At 62.3% G+C, this 18,279-nt stretch carries 19 protein-coding genes; 11 read left to right on the forward strand and 8 right to left on the reverse strand.

Going from position 1 to position 18,279, the window contains the following annotated elements; translation table 11 throughout:
• Positions 1-401 precede the first annotated feature (401 nt).
• The 7 genes from K3756_RS02655 (at position 402) to K3756_RS02685 (ending at position 5,757) form a co-directional block, all read left to right on the forward strand.
• On the forward strand, positions 402-1,103 hold the full coding sequence (locus K3756_RS02655) for a response regulator transcription factor (protein WP_259990634.1): 702 nt from the start codon (positions 402-404) through the stop codon (positions 1,101-1,103).
• An 8-nt stretch (positions 1,104-1,111) separates the two neighbouring features.
• Entirely contained in the window at positions 1,112-2,824 is a 1,713-nt protein-coding gene (locus K3756_RS02660; protein WP_259990636.1) for a sensor histidine kinase, read from the forward strand.
• Positions 2,825-2,828: 4 nt separating this feature from the next.
• On the forward strand, positions 2,829-3,254 hold the full coding sequence (locus tag K3756_RS02665) for an HPr kinase/phosphorylase (protein ID WP_259990638.1): 426 nt from the start codon (positions 2,829-2,831) through the stop codon (positions 3,252-3,254).
• Entirely contained in the window at positions 3,251-4,141 is an 891-nt protein-coding gene (gene rapZ, locus K3756_RS02670) for an RNase adapter RapZ (RefSeq protein ID WP_259990641.1), read from the forward strand. Before K3756_RS02665 ends, rapZ begins: the two co-directional genes overlap by 4 nt.
• A 2-nt stretch (positions 4,142-4,143) precedes the next feature.
• A complete protein-coding gene (locus K3756_RS02675; RefSeq protein WP_259990643.1) occupies positions 4,144-4,536 on the forward strand; it encodes a PTS sugar transporter subunit IIA in 393 nt (130 codons plus the stop codon).
• Positions 4,537-4,547: 11 nt separating this feature from the next.
• Positions 4,548-4,817 carry an HPr family phosphocarrier protein gene (locus K3756_RS02680; RefSeq protein WP_259990644.1) on the forward strand — a complete coding sequence of 90 codons (270 nt, stop codon included), beginning with the start codon at positions 4,548-4,550 and terminating at the stop codon, positions 4,815-4,817.
• Positions 4,818-4,923: 106 nt separating this feature from the next.
• Positions 4,924-5,757 (forward strand): lysophospholipid acyltransferase family protein, encoded by an 834-nt coding sequence (locus K3756_RS02685; RefSeq protein ID WP_259993469.1) that lies wholly within the window; start codon positions 4,924-4,926, stop codon positions 5,755-5,757.
• 10 nt (positions 5,758-5,767) lie between these two features.
• Here K3756_RS02685 and K3756_RS02690 read toward each other — a convergent pair whose 3' ends face one another.
• A complete protein-coding gene (locus K3756_RS02690) occupies positions 5,768-6,643 on the reverse strand; it encodes a 3-hydroxybutyryl-CoA dehydrogenase (protein WP_259990646.1) in 876 nt (291 codons plus the stop codon).
• A 156-nt stretch (positions 6,644-6,799) separates the two neighbouring features.
• On the opposite strand from K3756_RS02690, the gene K3756_RS02695 reads away from it, so the two are divergent.
• Complete coding sequence (locus K3756_RS02695; RefSeq protein WP_259990648.1) at positions 6,800-7,630, forward strand: DUF6473 family protein; 831 nt, start codon at positions 6,800-6,802, stop codon at positions 7,628-7,630.
• Between the two features lie 63 nt (positions 7,631-7,693).
• On the opposite strand, the gene K3756_RS02700 is transcribed toward K3756_RS02695, so the two are convergent.
• From K3756_RS02700 to K3756_RS02725, 6 genes are all read right to left on the reverse strand, one after another.
• Positions 7,694-8,620: an electron transfer flavoprotein subunit alpha/FixB family protein gene (locus K3756_RS02700; RefSeq protein WP_259990650.1), complete on the reverse strand. Its 927-nt coding sequence runs from the start codon at positions 8,618-8,620 to the stop codon at positions 7,694-7,696.
• Positions 8,620-9,378 carry an electron transfer flavoprotein subunit beta/FixA family protein gene (locus tag K3756_RS02705; protein ID WP_259990652.1) on the reverse strand — a complete coding sequence of 253 codons (759 nt, stop codon included), beginning with the start codon at positions 9,376-9,378 and terminating at the stop codon, positions 8,620-8,622. Before K3756_RS02705 ends, K3756_RS02700 begins: the two co-directional genes overlap by 1 nt.
• Positions 9,379-9,589: 211 nt before the next feature.
• Positions 9,590-10,162 (reverse strand): cob(I)yrinic acid a,c-diamide adenosyltransferase, encoded by a 573-nt coding sequence (locus K3756_RS02710; protein WP_259990655.1) that lies wholly within the window; start codon positions 10,160-10,162, stop codon positions 9,590-9,592.
• A 12-nt stretch (positions 10,163-10,174) separates the two neighbouring features.
• Positions 10,175-10,369: a twin transmembrane helix small protein gene (locus tag K3756_RS02715; protein ID WP_259990657.1), complete on the reverse strand. Its 195-nt coding sequence runs from the start codon at positions 10,367-10,369 to the stop codon at positions 10,175-10,177.
• Between the two features lie 62 nt (positions 10,370-10,431).
• On the reverse strand, positions 10,432-11,262 hold the full coding sequence (locus K3756_RS02720; protein ID WP_259990659.1) for an SDR family NAD(P)-dependent oxidoreductase: 831 nt from the start codon (positions 11,260-11,262) through the stop codon (positions 10,432-10,434).
• 73 nt (positions 11,263-11,335) lie between these two features.
• The gene (locus K3756_RS02725; protein WP_259990661.1) at positions 11,336-11,929 is read right to left on the reverse strand and encodes an SH3 domain-containing protein; all 594 of its coding nucleotides are present in this window, start codon (positions 11,927-11,929) and stop codon (positions 11,336-11,338) included.
• Positions 11,930-12,132: 203 nt separating this feature from the next.
• Between K3756_RS02725 and parC the strand changes: the two genes are divergently transcribed.
• The 3 genes from parC to K3756_RS02740 are packed head-to-tail and all read left to right on the forward strand — an operon-like array spanning position 12,133 to position 16,871.
• The gene (parC, locus tag K3756_RS02730) at positions 12,133-14,439 is read left to right on the forward strand and encodes a DNA topoisomerase IV subunit A (RefSeq protein WP_259990663.1); all 2,307 of its coding nucleotides are present in this window, start codon (positions 12,133-12,135) and stop codon (positions 14,437-14,439) included.
• A 3-nt stretch (positions 14,440-14,442) separates the two neighbouring features.
• Positions 14,443-15,747 carry a DUF898 family protein gene (locus K3756_RS02735; RefSeq protein WP_259990665.1) on the forward strand — a complete coding sequence of 435 codons (1,305 nt, stop codon included), beginning with the start codon at positions 14,443-14,445 and terminating at the stop codon, positions 15,745-15,747.
• Entirely contained in the window at positions 15,744-16,871 is a 1,128-nt protein-coding gene (locus K3756_RS02740) for a M48 family metallopeptidase (RefSeq protein WP_259990667.1), read from the forward strand. Before K3756_RS02735 ends, K3756_RS02740 begins: the two co-directional genes overlap by 4 nt.
• Here K3756_RS02740 and K3756_RS02745 read toward each other — a convergent pair.
• The gene (locus tag K3756_RS02745; protein WP_259990669.1) at positions 16,857-18,245 is read right to left on the reverse strand and encodes a cytochrome P450; all 1,389 of its coding nucleotides are present in this window, start codon (positions 18,243-18,245) and stop codon (positions 16,857-16,859) included. The two genes, K3756_RS02740 and K3756_RS02745, sit on opposite strands and share 15 nt — an antisense overlap.
• Positions 18,246-18,279: the final 34 nt, after the last annotated feature.

An 18,279-nucleotide genomic window follows, 5' to 3' on the forward strand; every position in this document is an offset into this window, starting at 1 on the left:
GAAGTCTCCTGTAAGCGCGCCGGACTGGCGCTGATATCGCGAAGGAGCGCAGGCATGCGAAAATCTGCCCGCTCCCTAATAAAGGCCTCATAACATGACGATTTGCGCAATGAACAGGTCGCTTTCGACAGTTAGCGCCACCAAAAATTGCGTTTGCCCCCTGTAGCGGAGCTGGTAGCGCCACCGCGCCCGTATATGCGCCATCCGCGTGGGCGCAGGGCAGGGCACGCGGGCAGCGGCGCAGAATAGATGTGCGGCAATTTAGTCATTCCTAACCAAATTATGGCGGAAATGAGGCTGAACATCCCAGCGATTCGCACTTTTGGATTGATTCGACCGGCAAAGGAGTGGTCAATGACGCAAAAAGCAAAAACAAATTGAGCAGCACAAGGAAACAGGCAATGTCAAAAATTGCATTGGTTGACGACGACAGGAACATCCTGACGTCTGTCTCGATGACTCTTGAAGCCGAAGGTTTTGAGGTGGAAACGTATAACGACGGTCAGGCGGCACTGGACGCTTTCAACAAGCGCCTGCCCGATATGGCCGTTCTCGACATCAAGATGCCGCGCATGGACGGGATGGATCTGCTCCAGCGGTTGCGGCAGAAAACCGCGATGCCGGTGATCTTTCTGACGTCCAAGGACGATGAGATCGACGAAGTTCTGGGCCTGCGCATGGGCGCTGACGACTACGTCAAGAAGCCGTTTTCCCAGCGTCTGCTGGTCGAGCGTATTCGCGCGCTGTTGCGCCGTCAGGATGCGGTCGCCACTGACGAGGTTGGCGAAACCGAAGAGACCAAGGTCATGGAACGTGGCGATCTGCGGATGGACCCGTTGCGCCACGCGGTGGCGTGGAAGGGCAAGGATGTTTCCCTGACCGTAACCGAGTTCCTGCTGTTGCAGGCGCTGGCCCAACGCCCGGGTTTCGTGAAGTCGCGTGATCAGCTGATGGACGTGGCCTATGACGATCAGGTTTATGTCGATGACCGCACGATCGACAGCCACATCAAGCGTTTGCGCAAGAAGATGCGCTCGGCCGATGAGGAATTCTCGGCGATTGAGACGCTCTACGGGATCGGCTACAGATATAACGAAGAGTGATCTGAGCAATGGCATTGGCCGATGGGAGTTTCGTGCGCGATATGCAGCCGCCCAAGCGGGAAGGTGATGTTGTTCTGGGCGACGATTGGGTCGCACCGGACAGCGCAGCACCGAATGAGATCAGGGCGCGTCGGGAACGGCGAGGCCTTTTTTCGCTGCGTGCCTCACCGCTGACGCGCAAGATCATCACGTTCAACCTGATCGCGTTGAATGTGCTGGCTGCGGGCATCCTGTATCTCAATTCGTCGCGCGACAGTCTTGCCCTGCAACGGGCCGCCTCGCTTGTGTCCGAAGCGGAACTGATCGCCGATGTGATGGAGGCCAGGCTGCCCGAGGGCACGTCCGGTGATCTGTCCTCAGCGTCCGGTATCGACGTGGCCGACACCTTGCGCGGGCTGGACCTGCGCAGCGGGATCGAGGTGTTCGTCTACGACACCCAAGGCGCGTTGCTGGCAGAATATGCGGCCCCTACCAATGCCAATGCGCAAACCATCACTGACAATGACAAGGCGCTTCTGACCGACGGTCTGTCGTGGCTGTGGGAGCTTGTCTCGAGCCCTTTCAACGCCGACGTGCAGGAACTGAGCATCGAGGACCGGTTGAAACCGGTGGTCGCGGCCAGCCTGTCGGGTGAAGCGCAGATCAAGAAAGAGACAGACGAGCAGGGTGGCACGCTTCTGGCCGTCGCAACCCCGATCGAGATTAACGGTGCCCCTGTCGGGGCCATCGCCATCGCGTCTGCCAGTGGCGAGATCGACCGCCTCGTGCGCGGCGAGCGCGAGCGCGTGTTGCAGATGTTCATTATCGCAACGCTGGTGTCCATCGGGCTGAGCCTTGTTCTGGCGTCGACCATCGCCAACCCGCTGGCCGATCTGGCCGCGGCGGCGGAACTGGGGCGTGACAAAGATGCCCGCAAGATGAACCCCGGCCGCATCCGCATTCCCGATCTGACCGCCAGACCGGATGAAATCGGCAGGCTTTCGGGGGCTTTGCGCGGCATGATCAGCGCGCTTTACAACCGCATTGATGGCAACGAACAGTTCGCCGCCGACGTGGCCCATGAAATCAAGAACCCGCTGGCATCGCTACGCTCGGCGGTGGGGACACTGCGGCTGGTCAAGCGGGACGACCAGCGCGAGAAGCTGCTGGATGTGATTGACCACGATGTGCGCCGTCTGGACCGGTTGGTCAGCGATATCTCCAACGCTTCGCGGCTCGACAGTGAGCTGGTCAAGGAAGAGGAAGAGCCGTTCGACCTGATGACGATGCTGGGCAATCTGGGGCAGTATCTGGGCGAGGACGCCAAATCGAAAGGCATTGATTTCATCGTCGATCTGCCGCGCGATCCGATCACCGTGCACGGGCTTGAAGCGCGGCTGGCGCAGGTTTTCGTGAACCTGATCACCAATGCCATTTCGTTCTGCGAGGACGGTGATGCGATCCGCGTCTGGGCGCGCAAGCGCGAAAACCGCGTGTTGATCGTGGTCGAAGATACCGGTCCGGGTATCCCCGATCAGGCACTGGCGAAGATTTTCAAACGCTTCTATTCCGAACGCCCCGAAGAGCATTTCGGCAATAACTCCGGTCTGGGGCTCGCGATTTCAAAGCAGATCGTCGAGGCCCACGGCGGCGTGATCTGGGCCGAGAACATTCGCCCGACCGAAGCCGACATCACCTCCGATCCCTTGGGTGCGCGTTTCGTGGTCGGTCTGCCGGTCTGAGCCGGTGACCCCCACAGTATTGCACGCGTCCTGCGTTGCCGTGAACGGGCGGGCGGCCCTGTTGCTGGGCCCGTCCGGCAGCGGCAAGTCGGCACTTGCATTGCAGATGATCGCATTGGGCGGTGTTCTGGTCGCCGATGACCGCACCGAACTGGTAGTAAAAGACCGCAGTCTGCATGCCAGTGCCGTGGGCTCCATTGCGGGTCTGATCGAGGCGCGCGGCGTCGGCATTCTGGCGGTTGAGCATGTGGCGTCGGCCCCCGTGCGCTTTGTCGTCGATCTGGCGCAGACCGAAAGGGACCGTTTGCCGCATTGGCGCACGACCGATATTCTGGACATATCTCTGCCCACACTTCACAACTGCGCCAGCCCCCATTTCGCCGCCGCATTGGTGCTTTATCTAAAGGGGCACAGGAAACACCCGCCATGAGCCAGCCAGATCACAGCCAGCGCCGCATCGTCCTTGTTACCGGTCCGTCCGGTGCGGGGCGGTCTTCGGCGCTCAATGTGCTAGAGGACGCGGGGTTCGAGGCCATCGACAACCTGCCTTTGCGGCTGCTGTCGGCGCTGTTTGACGGGGCAGAGGATCGCGGGCCGCTGGCCCTCGGGCTGGACCCGCGCAATCGCGACTATTCCACCGACCGGATTCTTGATCTGCTGGGCGAGCTGAACGCGCGCGACGATCTGCGCCCCGAACTGCTGTATCTGGACTGTGCCACTGATGTGCTGCTGCGGCGGTTTTCCGAAACACGCCGCCGGCATCCACTTGCCCCCGAAGACCGCCCCGCCGACGGCATCGGCCGCGAGCAGGACCTGCTGGCGCCGCTGCGCGCGCGCGCCGATGTGCTGATCGACACGACCGAACTGAACATCCACGAGTTGCGCGCCGAGGTGGAGCACTGGTTTGCGCCGGGCGGCAAGCGCCATCTGACGGTCACGGTACAGTCGTTTTCCTACAAGCGCGGCCTGCCACGCGGTGTCGACATGGTGTTCGACTGCCGGTTCTTGAAAAATCCCTATTGGGAGCCCAGTTTGAGGGCGTTGAACGGCACGAACGAGGCTGTTGCCGCACATGTGAAAACCGATCCGCGGTTCGCCGCGTTTTCGGACCAGACGGTCGATCTGAGCCTGCTTGTGCTGCCCGCCTGTCGCGATGAGGGAAAGAGCCACTTTTCGGTCGCCTTTGGGTGTACCGGGGGCCAACATCGCTCTGTTACATTGGCCGAAGATCACGCTTTGCGGCTTGCACAGGCGGGATGGCAGGTGTCAATTAGGCACCGAGAACTGGACCGAAAAACCGGCGAAAGGGCGTCTTGAACGTGATCGGTATCGTGATTGTAGCCCATGGTGGATTGGCCCGCGAATACCTTGCGGCCATCGAGCATGTCGTGGGGTCGCAAAACGGCATTCAGGCGATCGAGATCCGCGCCGATCATGACCGCGGCGCCAAGCAGACCGAGATTTGCAAGGCGGCCGATGCCGTCGATCAGGGCAGCGGCGTTGTGGTGGTGACCGATCTGTTCGGCGGCTCGCCCAGCAACCTGAGCCTTCTGGCCTGTCAGCCCGCCGACCGGCGGATTTTGTACGGCGCAAACCTGCCCATGCTGATCAAACTCGCCAAAAGCCGCCACAAACCTGTGCCCGACGCTGTACGTGCTGCACTCGAAGCGGGTAAGAAATACATCGACGCGCAAAACGTCAGCACCGAATAGCAAGGCTTCACATGACCTCAATCACCCTTGAAATCGTCAACGAAAAGGGACTGCACGCCCGTGCGTCCGCCAAACTGGTCGAGGTGGTCGAAGGGTTCGATGCGCAGGCCGAGGTGACAAAGGAAGGCATGAACGCGTCGGGCGACAGCATCATGGGGCTTTTGATGTTGGCAGCGGCCAAGGGAAGCTTTATTGACATTGAAACGTCGGGCCCGGACGCCGATGCCCTTGCACAGGCGTTGACGGCGCTGGTGGCCGACAAATTTGGCGAAGGCATGTAGGCGCACCCCGCAGCGCCTTCGACAGACAAGCGAGGTTGCCCAAGTGGTCGACAAGACGCGAACATTCACGCCCCAACGCAAGGTCCCCGGTCCCGCGACCGAACAGGTGAGCTTTACCAAATACGACCGCTCCAGCCTGTCCTATGCCTCGACGTTCGAGGATCCGTGGAAGTCCCGGATGATTTCGGTGATCGAACTGCTCACCGGCAAGCTCAAGATCCTGCGCATGATCCGTGCGTTCGAGCGGCGTGGCGCGCCATCGGGGCAGGCGTTCTGGCGGGCGGCGCTCGATACGATGGGCATCGATTTGCAGACCCCGCAAGAGCAGCTGGACCTGATCCCGCGCGAGGGGCCCGTGATCGTGGTGGCCAACCACCCGCACGGCATGGTCGACGGCATGATCTTTGCCGATCTGATCGGGCGGGTGCGGCCCGACTACCGTATTTTGACGCGGTCCTTGCTGACCTCCATCGACGAGGTCGCGGGCAGCTATATGATTCCGGTGCCCTTTCCTCACGATCCCGAGGCACAGCGCAAGGGTGTCGAGATGCGGGCAAAGGCGATGGCCCACCTCAAGGAGGGCGGCGTTGTGGCGTTGTTTCCGTCGGGTGTGGTTGCGGCGTCCGAGACCTGGTTCGGCCCCGCGGTGGAGGCGGAGTGGAACGTCTTTACCGCCAAGATGATCCGCCGGTCGGGGGCAACGGTCGTTCCGATCAAGTTTCCCGGTCAGAACAGCCGTGCCTACCAGATCGCCAACAAGCTGTCGCCGATGCTGCGTCAGGGGTTGTTGCTGCATGAAATCGTGCACAGCTGCAACAAGCCGCAGGCGCCGGTTGTCGGCAAACCCATCACACAGGCCGAAATCGACGAACGCGCCGATGATCCGCGCCGGTTCATGGCGTGGCTGCGTGCGCGAACGATGGGTCTGGACGAAAGCTGAGCGTTGCGGGCTAGCGGGTCGGCACGGGTGTGTCGCCGCGGTAGTCGTAAAAGCCCCGCTTTGACTTGCGGCCCAGCCATCCGGCCTCGACGTATTTGGTGAGCAACGGGCAGGGGCGGTATTTGGTATCCGCCAGCCCGTCGTGCAGCACATTCATGATTGCAAGACAGGTGTCGAGCCCGATGAAATCGGCAAGCTCGAGCGGCCCCATGGGATGGTTGGCGCCCAACTTCATCGAGCTGTCGATGGATTGCACCGATCCCACCCCTTCGTAGAGCGTATAGACGGCCTCGTTGATCATCGGCATCAGGATGCGGTTCACGATGAAGGCGGGAAAATCCTCGGCGGAGGCGGATGTCTTGCCAAGTTTTGCCACCACGGCCTGACACGCCTTGAAGGTTTCTTCGTCGGTGGCAATGCCGCGGATCAGTTCGACCAGCTGCATCACAGGCACGGGATTCATGAAGTGGAACCCCATGAACTTTTCGGGCCGGTCGGTGCGGCTCGCCAGACGTGTGATCGAGATCGACGAGGTGTTCGAGGTCAGGATCGTATCGGGCTTCAGCGACGGCAACAGATCCTCGAAGATCGCCTGCTTGATGGTTTCACGTTCGGTCGCGGCCTCGATGATCAGGTCGCTCTGGCCCAGATCGGTGAGGGTTGTCGTTGTCTTGATGCGGGCGATGGCGGCATCCATGTCGTCCTGCGCAATCTTGTCGCGGCTTACCTGCCGGGCGAGATTGCCGTTGATCACGTTCATACCGCGGTCCAGCGCGTCCTGGCTGATGTCGGTGACCATCACGTCATATCCCGCCAGTGCCATCACGTGGGCGATGCCATTGCCCATCTGCCCTGCGCCGACGATGCCGATTGATTGGATGTCCATTGGGATACCTTTTGCCATGATTGCGCCACCATAAGATGTAGCGCCGCGCACCCGCAAGGCCCGCCGTTGATGAAAGTTCTCGACAAATTCGGCCATTAAGCGAATCGCAACCGGCCGCGGCGCATGGTCCGCACGGGTGAAATAAAGGTGGGTATCATGACCTATGATGTACTGGGGCCGGGGGGCCTTGATTATTTGCCGTGTCGCTATGGCACTTCCAAGTTGCTGTTTCGCGGGCCGCAGCGCGATCTGAACGACCCGTTCGTAGCCTTTGTGGGCGGCACGGAAACCTACGGGAAATTCGTACCGACCCCTTTTGCCATGGCGGTCGAGCAACGGGTGGGCGTGACCTGTGCGAACCTCGGGATCGCCAATGCGGGGCTGGATGCGTTTCTGGGCGACGGGTTCGTGATGGACACGGTCGTGCAGGCGCGTGTGACCGTGGTGCAGGCGCTGGACGCCAGCAACCTGTCGAACCGGTTCTACCGCGTGCATCCGCGCCGCAACGACCGCTTTATCGAGGCGCTGCCGCCGCTGCGCGCGCTTTATCCCGATGTCGATTTCGCGCAGTTCCATTTCACGCAACATCTGTTGAATTATCTACAGGTCTGGGCGCCGGAGCGTTTCGTGATGCTGCGCCGCGAGCTGGAAAAGCTGTGGGTGGACCGGATGCGCCAGCTTCTGGGTCAGGTCGCGGGGCGGGCGATCGTGATCTGGGCGGCGCGGGACTTGCCCGACGATTACGGCAGCGATGCGTCCCGTCCGGATATTCCGGCTTTTGTGAGCAAGCGGATGCTGCAAAGCGTCGAGGATCTGGCCGATGAGACGGTGCTGTTTGCCCCTTCGGAGGCGGCCCGTGCCAAAGGCACCGATGGTATGGTGTTCAATGAACTCGAAGCGCATGCGGCGTCCTCGCTCATGGGGGCGCCAGCGCATGAGGAACTGGCCGCCCGGTTGGTGCCGCTGCTCGACCGGTTGATCGTATGAAAAAGGCCCGCATGCGACACATGCGGGCCTTCTCAATTATCAAAGGAGCGCGGCTGTGCCGGCTTACAGCTTCTCGGTCAGCTCTGGCACGGCGGTAAACAGGTCCGCCACAAGACCGTAGTCGGCAACCTGGAAAATTGGTGCTTCTTCGTCCTTGTTGATCGCCACGATGATCTTGGAGTCCTTCATACCGGCGAGGTGCTGGATCGCGCCGGAGATACCGACCGCGACGTACAGATCGGGTGCGACGACCTTGCCGGTCTGTCCGACCTGCCAATCGTTCGGGGCATAGCCGCTGTCGACGGCCGCGCGCGATGCACCGACGGCCGCGCCCAGCTTGTCTGCCAGCTTTTCGATCATGGCGAAGTCTTCTTCGGAACCGACACCGCGGCCACCGGAGACAACCACGCCTGCCGATGTCAGCTCGGGGCGATCGCTTTCGGCGACCTTGTCCTCGACCCAGACCGAAAGACCCGATGCATCGGGTGCCGAGATGGTTTCAACCGAAGCCGAGCCGCCTTCGCCTGCCGCGTCGAACGTCGCGGTGCGGAATGTCACGACCTTTTTCGCGTCGGAGGATTTGACCGTCTGGATCGCGTTGCCCGCATAGATCGGACGCTCGAACGTGTCGGCATCAACCACGCCGGACGCGTCGGAAATGATCATCACGTCCAGGAGAGCCGCGACCCGTGGCATCACGTTCTTGGCGTCGGTAGTGGCAGGGGCGACGATATGGTCGTAATCGCCCGACAGCGACACGATCAGATCGGCGGTCGCTTCGGCGAGCCGGTGCCCCAGGCTGTCGCCCTCGGCAACCAGCACCTTGGACACGCCGTCAATTTTCGCAGCCGCTTCGCCCGCGGCGGCGGCAGAACCACCGGCGGCCAGAACGGTCACATCACCCAGCGCCTGCGCCGCGGTCACGGCCTTTGCCGTGGCATCCATCGCCAATTCGCCATCGTTTACTTCTGCAAGGAGTAGAACAGCCATTACACAGCCCCCGCTTCTTTGAGTTTCTCGACCAGTTCGTCCACGGAGCCGACCTTGATACCGGCGGCGCGTTCGGCTGGTTCTTCGGTCTTGAGGATCTCCAGACGGTTCGCCACCTCGACGCCGTAGTCGCCGGGTGTCTTTTCGTCCAAAGGCTTCTTCTTGGCCTTCATGATGTTGGGCAGCGACGCATAGCGCGGCTCATTGAGGCGCAGATCGACGGTCACGACCGTTGGCATGGTAACCTCGATGGTTTGCAGACCGCCGTCCACTTCGCGCGTGACCTTGGCCTTGTCGCCCTCGATCGCCACTTCGGAGGCAAACGTCGCCTGCGACCAGCCCATCAATGCCGCGAGCATCTGACCGGTGGCGTTCATGTCGTTGTCGATGGCCTGTTTGCCGCACAGCACGAGGCCCGGCTGCTCTTCGTCGACGATGCCCTTGAGGATTTTCGCAACGGTCAGCGGCTCGATGTCATTGTGCACGTCATCGGTGGCAACAACCAGAATGGCGCGGTCCGCGCCCATGGCCAGTGCCGTGCGCAGTGTTTCCTGGCTTTGCTTGACGCCAATCGAAACCACAACCACCTCGTCGGCCTGACCGGCCTCTTTCAGGCGGATCGCCTGTTCGACGGAAATCTCGTCGAAGGGGTTCATGGACATTTTGACGTTGGCAAGATCAACACCGGAACCGTCCGCTTTGACGCGCACTTTCACGTTATAGTCGATCACGCGTTTGACAGGTACGAGCACCTTCATGAGCGATTATCTCCTTGGTTGCGACTCGGCCCTTGTGGACCCAGCCAATTCATCTGCGCCATGTCTAACGAAGCACAGGCGGGCAAAACAGCGTAAAATCGCCACATGCGGCACTAGGCACGTCACGTTACATTAATTGTGGGCCGAATATTGCAACAATGTTGCGCGGGTCGGGCGGGGCGCCGCCCAAGCCGTTGAGAATACGCGCACCCTAGCGGTTGGCGCCCGGCACCCACAGGACGTCGTCCTTGCCGCCGTTGTTGGCGACACGGGCTGCGACGAAGAACCAGTCACTCAACCGGTTGAGATAGCGCACGGCGATGTCATTGACCGCCTCGTGATCGGCGAGCGCCGTGGCCAGCCGTTCCGCGCGGCGGGCAATCGTGCGGCAGACGTGCAATTGTGCGGCAAGCGGTGTACCGCCGGGCAGGATAAAGCTGCGCAGCGGTTCGAGATCGGCGTTCATCACATCAATCTCGGCTTCCAGACGGTCGACCTGTGCGTCGTTCATGCGCAGGGGCGGGTACTCGGCTTCGGCGTCCTTGGCCATGTCGGGGCGGCATAAATCGGCGCCCAGATCGAACAGATCGTTCTGGATGCGGCTGAGTGCGGCGTCGGTTTCGCCCTCCGCTTGCAGACGGGCCACGCCCACAAAGCAGTTCAGCTCGTCCGAGGTGCCATAGGCTTCGACCCGCGCGTCATGTTTGGCGACACGGTCCCCGTTCCCGAGCGCGGTATCGCCCTTGTCACCGGTACGCGTGTAGATTTTGTTCAGAACAACCATGCTCCGGGCTCCTTACTTGACGAAATAGACATAGGCCACGATCAGCAGCACGGCGATAAACTGCGCCAGAATACGGTAGCGCATGAGTTTGTTGGAGTTTTTCTTGTTGAATTCACCGCCAGACGCGAAGCCGCCCAGCCCCAGCATGAGCACCACAACCACCGCCAGCACGGCGAGGATGATGAGAATGAATAACGGATCGGCCATTTCGTGTCCCTTCGAGCGTTGGGGTCAGCATGTAGCTGTGTGCACCGCGCCTGCAACCCCGCTTAGCGGCTGAGCACCCAGTCGAGCGCGCGCGTCGGTAGTAGCCTGCGCAGAAAGCCCATCAAATAGGTCGGGGTTGTGACATAGTACCGCGCACGGGGGCGTTTGGCTTCGACCGCGTGCACCAGTTTCTTGACGACCGCCTCTGGCGGCAGTTCGAATTTATCCGGCTTTCCGGTATCGGCATAAAGCCGTTGGGCCAATTCGGTCTCGTACTGTGACGCGCGGGGGGAGTTTTCCCAATCGATCCAGCGTTCGAAATGCGCGATCGAGTTGACGCGGATTTTCGATGTGACAGGACCGGGTTCGATCAACACCACGTCGACGGGCGTGTCGCGCATTTCGATGCGCAGGGTGTCCGTCAGCCCCTCCAGCGCGAATTTCGTGGCGTTATACGCCCCCCGCCACGGCAGCGTCACGAACCCCAGAACAGAGGAACATTGAACAATGCGGCCATGGCCCTGCGCGCGCATCACGGGGATCACGGCCCGCGTCAGCGTGTGCCAGCCAAAGAAATTCGCCTCGAAAATCGCGCGCAGTGCTTCTGTCGGCAGATCCTCGACCGCGCCGGGGGTGCCGTGGGCGCCATTGTTGAACACCGCATCCAGCGTGCCGCCCGTGGCCTCCAGCACATCGGCCAGCGCGGTGATGATGCTGTCGGGGTCGGTATAGTCCAACAGCGGGCTGTCAAACCCCTCTTCGCGCATTTTCGCGCAGTCGAGTTCCTGCCGGCACGCGGCAAAGACGCGCCAGCCCCGCGCGCGCATCCCGTGGGCTGCGGCATAGCCGATGCCGGAGGAACATCCGGTGATGAGAATGGAACGGCTGGACATGAAAAAGGCCTCGGTTGGGGAACGAGGCCTTAGGTGCCGCTTTTGGCGGCCATATGCAATATGGTGCGGGTGTTCAGCCCGATGTCAGCAAGAATTCGGCCATCCAGCCTTCGGTATTGCTGTCGACGTGCTGCATCAGAACCCAGCCATTGCCATTGTCTTCGAGGATGCGGACCTGATCGCCACGCACCAGCTTGCCGACGACACCGAAGTTGGTGCTTGGCCCGCCGCGGACATTCACGCGGTTGCCGCTCACGGCACGCAGGGTGGTGTCCTGCTGCTGGGCGACGGGTTCGGCAGTCACGGGGCTGTCGTCCTGAAGGATCAGGCTGGGCAGCACGATCTGCGGGATGTCCGAGCCACCGATGCTCTGGGCTTCGGAAAATTTCACGCGGGTGATGTTGCTTGGCGTTTCCGCTTTCGGTTCAATCTTGGCCACGGAGGTAAGATTGATTGCAGCGCGGCTGACCTCGCTGGCGGGCTCATCCGCGATCTCTTGCGACTCGACCTGGTCCGCGGCGGCGACAACAGTTGGCTCGGCGGTGTCGATTCGTGCGGGCTGCGTCTCGGCAACACGGGCGCTGGCGGGCTCAAAATCTGCGCCACCGCTCATTTCATAGAAGGCAAAGGCCAAAAAACCAAAGGTCAAAAGAATAAAGGACTTCATTGTCTGTTTCCCCAAACATCACTCACGGAAGCCCAACACAAAGCCTCCCCCCAGGGTTCAATAATATCATAAAAAATTTGAGTTGAGGGGAGAATTTCGAGAATCTTGACCCGTCACCGGAATGTCACGCATTCAACTTGCCCTTGCAGGATAGGGGTCCGGTATGGCTTGTCGCTGCGCGAGGCCCCCGATACATATCCGTCATGTCCGATACCCCCGATCCCGAAAACACCGGTTTTGCCGAAATGTCCGAACCCCTGCGCCGCGCGCTGGGGGACCGGTACCTGACCTATGCGCTCAGCACGATCATGCACCGCGCGCTGCCCGATGCGCGCGATGGTCTGAAGCCGGTGCACCGGCGGATTCTCTACGCGATGAGCCGCCTGCGGCTGAACTCGACGGGCGGTTTTCTGAAGTCTGCCAAGATCAGCGGCGACACGATGGGGGATTTCCACCCGCACGGCGACGCGGCGATCTATGACGCGATGGCCCGGCTGGCGCAGGATTTCAACGTCCGCTACCCGCTGGTCGACGGGCAGGGGAACTTCGGCAACATCGACGGCGATAATCCCGCCGCGAGCCGCTATACCGAAGCGCGCATGACGGCCGTGGCCGAAGCGCTGCTGGAAGGGTTGGGCGAAGATGTCGTCGATTTTCGCGACAATTACGACGGGCGGCTGACCGAGCCTGCGGTCTTGCCCGCGCAGTTCCCCAATCTGCTGGCCAACGGGGCGTCGGGCATTGCCGTGGGCATGGCGACGAACATCCCGCCCCACAACATCGCGGAACTTTGCGATGCCTGTATCCATCTGATCCGTACGCCCGACTGCCGCGATGATACGCTGCTGAACTTCGTGCCCGGCCCCGATTTCCCCACCGGGGGGATCATCGTGGAGCCTGCCGAAAACATCGCCGCGGCCTACCGGACGGGCAAGGGGGGCTTCCGTCTGCGCGCCCGCTGGGAGGTGGAGGACCTGGGCCGCGGACAGTGGCAGATCGTGGTCACCGAAATTCCCTACCAGGTTCAGAAATCCAAGCTGATCGAAAAGATCGCGGAGGCGATCCAGACCAAGAAAATACCCGTGCTGGCCGACGTGCGCGACGAAAGCGCCGACGATATCCGCATGATCCTCGAGCCGCGTTCGAAGAACGTCGATCCCGAGGTGCTGATGGGCATGATGTTCCGCGCCACCGATCTCGAGGTGCGGTTTTCGCTGAACATGAACGTGCTGATCGACGGGGTCACGCCCAAGGTCTGTTCGATGAAAGAAGTGCTGCGCGCGTTTCTGGACCACCGGCGCGACGTGCTGGAACGCCGGTCCCGCCACCGCATGGGCAAGATCGACCACCGTCTTGAAGTGCTCGAAGGCTTTATCGTTGCGTTCCTGAACCTCGACCGTGTGATCGACATCATCCGCTACGATGACGATCCAAAGGCCGCGCTGATGCGCGAGGACTGGTCGCGGGACCACGTGCGCGCGATGGACGAAAAAGACTATGTCAGCCCCTTGCCGGGCAGTGGCGAGCTGTCGGAAACGCAGGCCGAGGCGATCCTGAACATGCGCCTGCGGTCTTTGCGCCGCCTCGAGGAGCTGGAGCTGCTGCGCGAGCAATCCGAGTTGATGGAAGAACGTGCCGGTCTGGAGGATTTGCTGGAGAATGAATCGCTCCAGTGGGACAGCATCACCGATCAGCTGCGCGCCACCAAAAAGCAGTTCGGCAAGGACTACGAGGGCGGCGCGCGCCGGACCACCTTTGCCGAAGCGGGCGAAATCGAAGAGGTGCCGCTGGAGGCGATGATCGACCGCGAACCGGTGACGGTTGTCTGTTCGGAAATGGGCTGGATCCGCGCGATGACGGGCCACATCGATCTGGGCCGCGAGTTGAAATTCAAGGACGGTGACGGCCCGCGGTTCATCTTTCACGCCGAAACGACCGACCGGTTGCTGGTGTTCGGATCGAACGGCCGGTTCTACACGGTTTCGGCCGCCAGCCTGCCGGGCGGGCGCGGCATGGGCGAGCCCCTGCGGCTGATGGTGGATTTGCCCAACGAGGTGCAGATCGTCGATCTGTTCATCCACCGCCCCGATGGCAAACTGTTGGTGGCCAGTACGGCAGGCGACGGGTTCGTGGTGCCGGAGGCCGAAGTTGTCGCCCAGACCCGCAGCGGCAAACAGGTGTTGAACGTGCGCGGCGAGACGCGGGCGCTGGTGTGCAAACCGGTGCGCGGTGATGCGGTCGCTGCGGTGGGCGAAAACCGCAAGGTGCTGGTGTTCGGTCTGGACGAATTGCCCGAAATGGGCCGCGGCAAGGGAGTGCGGTTGCAAAAATACAAGGACGGGGGCCTGTCGGATGCGATCACCTTCGACCGTGCAAGCGGACTGAGCTGGTCCGATCCGGCCGGACGCACCCGCACCGAAACGGAGCTTGCCGAATGGACCGGAAAACGCGCCACCGCCGGGCGCATGGCACCGCGCGGCTTTCCGCGTGACAACAAGTTCACCGACTGACGCATGAGCGATATGCCATCCGCCGCGCCGCCACCGGTGCCGGACCTGAACATGCCGGTGTGGTTCGGGGGCGCGCGATCGGCGCTGTTCTGGCTGGCGGTCAAAACGGGTTTTCTGTCGATCGTGACGCTGGGGTTTTACCGGTTCTGGATGAAAACCCGCTTGCGCCGCTGGTTCTGGTCCGCGATCCGGCCGGGCGGACACCCGATGGAATACGTGGGCGACCCTCTGGAAAAGCTGTTGGGCTTTTTCATCGCCGTGGTCATCCTGACCTTCTACATCGGGCTTGTGAATCTCGTTTTGATGTTCGTCAGCTTTTCGGTCTTTAATAATTCGGTCTTCGGCTATGTCGCGAGCTTTGCCGGTGTGGTGCCGCTGTGGTTCTATGCGCAATACCGCGCGCGGCGCTACGTGCTGGCGCGCACGCGCTGGCGCGGGGTGCGTTTCGGGCTGGAGCCCGGGGCGTGGGGGTATGCGCTGCGCGCCCTGATGCATTGGGCCATCACGCTGTGCACGCTGGGCCTGTTGTGGCCGCGCATGACATTCTACCTCGAGAAATACAAAACAGACCGGACCTATTTCGGCTCCGCGCGGCTGGCGCAGGGGGGGCGCTGGACCATGCTTTACCGCGCCGCGATCCCGATGCTGGTCGCCGTTGGATGCGGTGCTTTGCTGACCCTGTGGGTGCTGGTGCTGACCCCGGTTTTTCCCGGGGGCCCTCTGGGCGCGCTGGAGCAAGTCGGCGATGCGCTTGAAAACCCGTTCGGTGCGCAGCCCGAGATCGAGACAACCGCACCGTCACGGCTTTTGCTGTTTATTCCGTTGTTCTTTCTGCTGGGCTACGGTGCCGTGCACTACCGGTTCGCGGCAAAGCGCATTCTGGCCAATCACAAGACGGCGAACGGCGTTGCGCTTGTCTCACAGCTGAGCGCGTTGCAGGTGTCGGTGATCTACGTGCTGGGGACGTTGATCGCCTATACCCTGCTGGTCATGGGGATCGCCGGATTGCTGGCGCTGGCTTTTGGCCTGTGGGGCGTGGGCGATCTCGTGTCGGTCGAGAACAGCGTGCTGGAGGGGCTGCCACTGTTGTTGCGGACCCTTGTTTTCGCCCTGTCCTACCTTGGTGTGTTCCTGCTGTGGAGCGCGCTTTACAACGCTTTTGTGACCTTTCCCCTGATGCGCCACATGGCCGCGACCCTCTCGCTGAGCGGTACGGCAGGGTTGCAGGGCATCAGCCAGCGCGCCCGCGATGAATTCGCCGAAGCCGAAGGGTTTGCCGAAGCTCTTGATCTGGGGGCTGCGATATGACGCAGCCGCCGCCCCTGGCCCCGCGCGCCCAAAGCGTGGCCGATTACGTCTATTTCGACGGGGACAGGCCACTGGGTCGGCCTGTGGCGCTGGAGCTTGACGCGCTCGCAGGCACGCTGACCATCGCGTCTGCCGAAGAGGGGGTGCCGACGGTCCGTTGGCCGCTCGCTGAAATACGCGTCCTGCCGGATACGTCCGACCGCGGCGGCACCAGTTTGCGGCGCGAGGGCGATCCGCTTGCCCGTCTGCTTGTGCGTTCCGATGCGCTGATCAAGACTCTGCCAGCGGCCCGCCGCCGCACCGCGCCAAAGGGGCTTGGCCGGATTGCGGCGTGGGGCATCGGTGCAGTGGCGGCGGTTGCGCTTCAGGTCGGCGTGCTGATCCCCGCGCTGTCCGACCGGTTGGCCACGTTCATTCCCCCCGCGGGAGAGGCCGCGCTGGGCGAGGCCACCTTGGGACAAGTGCGCGGCATGCTGGCCGGATCGGGATTGCCGCCGTTGCCGGTGTGCGAAAATCCGCGCGGGCAGGCGGCGTTCGCGCAGATGCTCGACACCCTGCAAGACGGCGATGACGCGGCTGCGGCCATCACCCTGCTGGTGCTCGACCACGAAATGATCAACGCCTTCGCGCTGCCCGGTGGCTATGTGGTGTTCTTTCGCGGCATGATCGACGCTGCCGAAACGCCCGAAGAGATTGCCGCCGTGCTCGCGCATGAAATCGGTCATGTGGAAAACCGCGATCCGACGCGACACGCGCTGCGCTCTGCCGGCTCCATCGGGATACTGGGGCTGCTCTTTGGCGATTTTGCGGGGGGCGCTGCGGTGCTTTTCATGGCCGAACGGCTGGTCGCGGCGCGCTACTCTCAGGGGGCCGAAGCGGGGGCCGACACCTTTGCCTATGGTATGCTGGAAAACGCCAACGTCTCGCCCGCTGCCTTGGGTGACATGTTTGACCGCTTGCGCGAGGAATACGGCGATGCAGAGGGTGTCGAAGCCCACTTCATGAGTCATCCGACCTTGGGCAGCCGCATTGCCCGCGCGCGTGCTGCGGCGGATGCGAATGCGCAATACGGCGGTATTCTGGACGAGGCCGATTGGGACGATCTGCAGTCAATCTGCGACTGAACCGTCTGACGCGAGGGGTCTGGCCGTCATCCAGACACCGCCGTCCGGGCGCAGCGTGATGATCATGCGCGGCACAGGCGTTTTGCCCGGCACGGCGGTAAATTCGAACTGCCCCAGCAGGGTCGACAGGATGATCACGGCCTCTTGCAGAGCGAAGGATGCGCCGATGCACACGCGCGGCCCGTCGCTGAAGGGCAAGTAGGCAAAACGGTCAATCGCCTTGCGATCGGCAAAGCGTTCGGGGCGGAACGCGTCTGGGTCCTCCCACAATCTGCGGCTGCGGCCGAGGGCGTAGATCGGCACCATCACGGTGTCGCCGGGGCGGATTTCGGTGCCCGCTAGCGTGTCGGGCCCCTGTGCGGTGCGCGAGATCAAACCGCCGGCAGGATAAAGGCGCAGGGTTTCGTCGATGATCATGCGGGCAATCGGCAGATCGGGCAAATCCTCTGCGGTGGCGGCGCGGCCCTGCAGCACGCCGACCGCCTCGTCCCGCGCGCGGCGCTGCATATCGGGATCAAACCCCAGCAGGTAAAACGCCCAAGCCAGCGTCAGCGCCGTGGTTTCGTGACCCGCCACGATAAAGGTCAGCAGATTGTCGCGCAGTTCCTGCGTCGACATTTCACGCCCCGTCTTGGGATCGCTCGCCCCCAGCATCAGGTCCAGCAGGTCGGGCACATCGCCCGGGCCTCTCGCATGGCGGGCCTCGATGGCGCGGTCGGCGGCCTGTTTTGTCTGCTCCAGCGCACGGGCGGATTTCATGCGACCGGGGCGCGGCACCCATCCGGGCAGCCCCAGCACGTCAAGCAGCCCGACCTTGCCCGCATCCGCGATGTAGGCGTCAATCGCGCGGTGCACGGCGCTGCGGTCCAGACTTGCCTGATCCGAGAAGGTGACATCGGCGATCACATCGAAGGTCGCGGTGACCATTTCGTCCAGCATGTTCACGGCGCGGGGCCCCGTGGCGGCGATGCGCTGCGCGGTCCGTTCGGCGGCGGCTGTCATGACGGGGGCCAGCGCGGTCACGTTGCGGTGCGAAAAGGCGGGTGCCGCCGCACGCCGCTGCCACCGCCAATGGCTGCCTTCGGCGATAAAGAGCGACTCGCCAATGGCCGGGGCCAGCAGGTTCTTGGTGACATCCGACTTGGGGTAATTGTCCAATCGCTCCAGCAGGATTTGCCGGATTGCCGGCGGATCCATCACCATATGCCAGCGTTTGCCCGTACGCCCCGACAGGATCGGGGCATCCAGCGCCGCATCCGGTATGATCGACAGCACGTTGTCGCGTACCATGGCAAGGCTGCGCATCATGCCGATTTCGTCGTGCAACAGCGGCACACAAACGGGATACATCGGGGGGGCGGCTTCGGTTTTCATGCTGTCTTGCAACATAGCGCGCGGCGTCAACGGC

Source organism: Sulfitobacter sp. S190, from assembly GCF_025141935.1.
Lineage (GTDB): Bacteria > Pseudomonadota > Alphaproteobacteria > Rhodobacterales > Rhodobacteraceae > Sulfitobacter.

Bases quoted from the DNA above. Each gene is read 5' to 3' on its own strand.
- K3756_RS02745 (WP_259990669.1), bottom strand. From the start codon at position 18,245: ATGAAAACCGAAGCCGCCCCCCCGATGTATCCCGTTTGTGTGCCGCTG.
- K3756_RS02715 (WP_259990657.1), bottom strand. From the start codon at position 10,369: ATGGCCGATCCGTTATTCATTCTCATCATCCTCGCCGTGCTGGCGGTG.
- K3756_RS02740 (WP_259990667.1), top strand. From the start codon at position 15,744: ATGACGCAGCCGCCGCCCCTGGCCCCGCGCGCCCAAAGCGTGGCCGAT.
- K3756_RS02690 (WP_259990646.1), bottom strand. From the start codon at position 6,643: ATGGACATCCAATCAATCGGCATCGTCGGCGCAGGGCAGATGGGCAAT.
- K3756_RS02695 (WP_259990648.1), top strand. From the start codon at position 6,800: ATGACCTATGATGTACTGGGGCCGGGGGGCCTTGATTATTTGCCGTGT.
- K3756_RS02720 (WP_259990659.1), bottom strand. From the start codon at position 11,262: ATGTCCAGCCGTTCCATTCTCATCACCGGATGTTCCTCCGGCATCGGC.
- K3756_RS02660 (WP_259990636.1), top strand. From the start codon at position 1,112: ATGGCATTGGCCGATGGGAGTTTCGTGCGCGATATGCAGCCGCCCAAG.
- K3756_RS02700 (WP_259990650.1), bottom strand. From the start codon at position 8,620: ATGGCTGTTCTACTCCTTGCAGAAGTAAACGATGGCGAATTGGCGATG.
- K3756_RS02705 (WP_259990652.1), bottom strand. From the start codon at position 9,378: ATGAAGGTGCTCGTACCTGTCAAACGCGTGATCGACTATAACGTGAAA.
- K3756_RS02680 (WP_259990644.1), top strand. From the start codon at position 4,548: ATGACCTCAATCACCCTTGAAATCGTCAACGAAAAGGGACTGCACGCC.
- K3756_RS02725 (WP_259990661.1), bottom strand. From the start codon at position 11,929: ATGAAGTCCTTTATTCTTTTGACCTTTGGTTTTTTGGCCTTTGCCTTC.
- K3756_RS02655 (WP_259990634.1), top strand. From the start codon at position 402: ATGTCAAAAATTGCATTGGTTGACGACGACAGGAACATCCTGACGTCT.
- parC (WP_259990663.1), top strand. From the start codon at position 12,133: ATGTCCGATACCCCCGATCCCGAAAACACCGGTTTTGCCGAAATGTCC.
- K3756_RS02735 (WP_259990665.1), top strand. From the start codon at position 14,443: ATGAGCGATATGCCATCCGCCGCGCCGCCACCGGTGCCGGACCTGAAC.
- rapZ (WP_259990641.1), top strand. From the start codon at position 3,251: ATGAGCCAGCCAGATCACAGCCAGCGCCGCATCGTCCTTGTTACCGGT.
- K3756_RS02710 (WP_259990655.1), bottom strand. From the start codon at position 10,162: ATGGTTGTTCTGAACAAAATCTACACGCGTACCGGTGACAAGGGCGAT.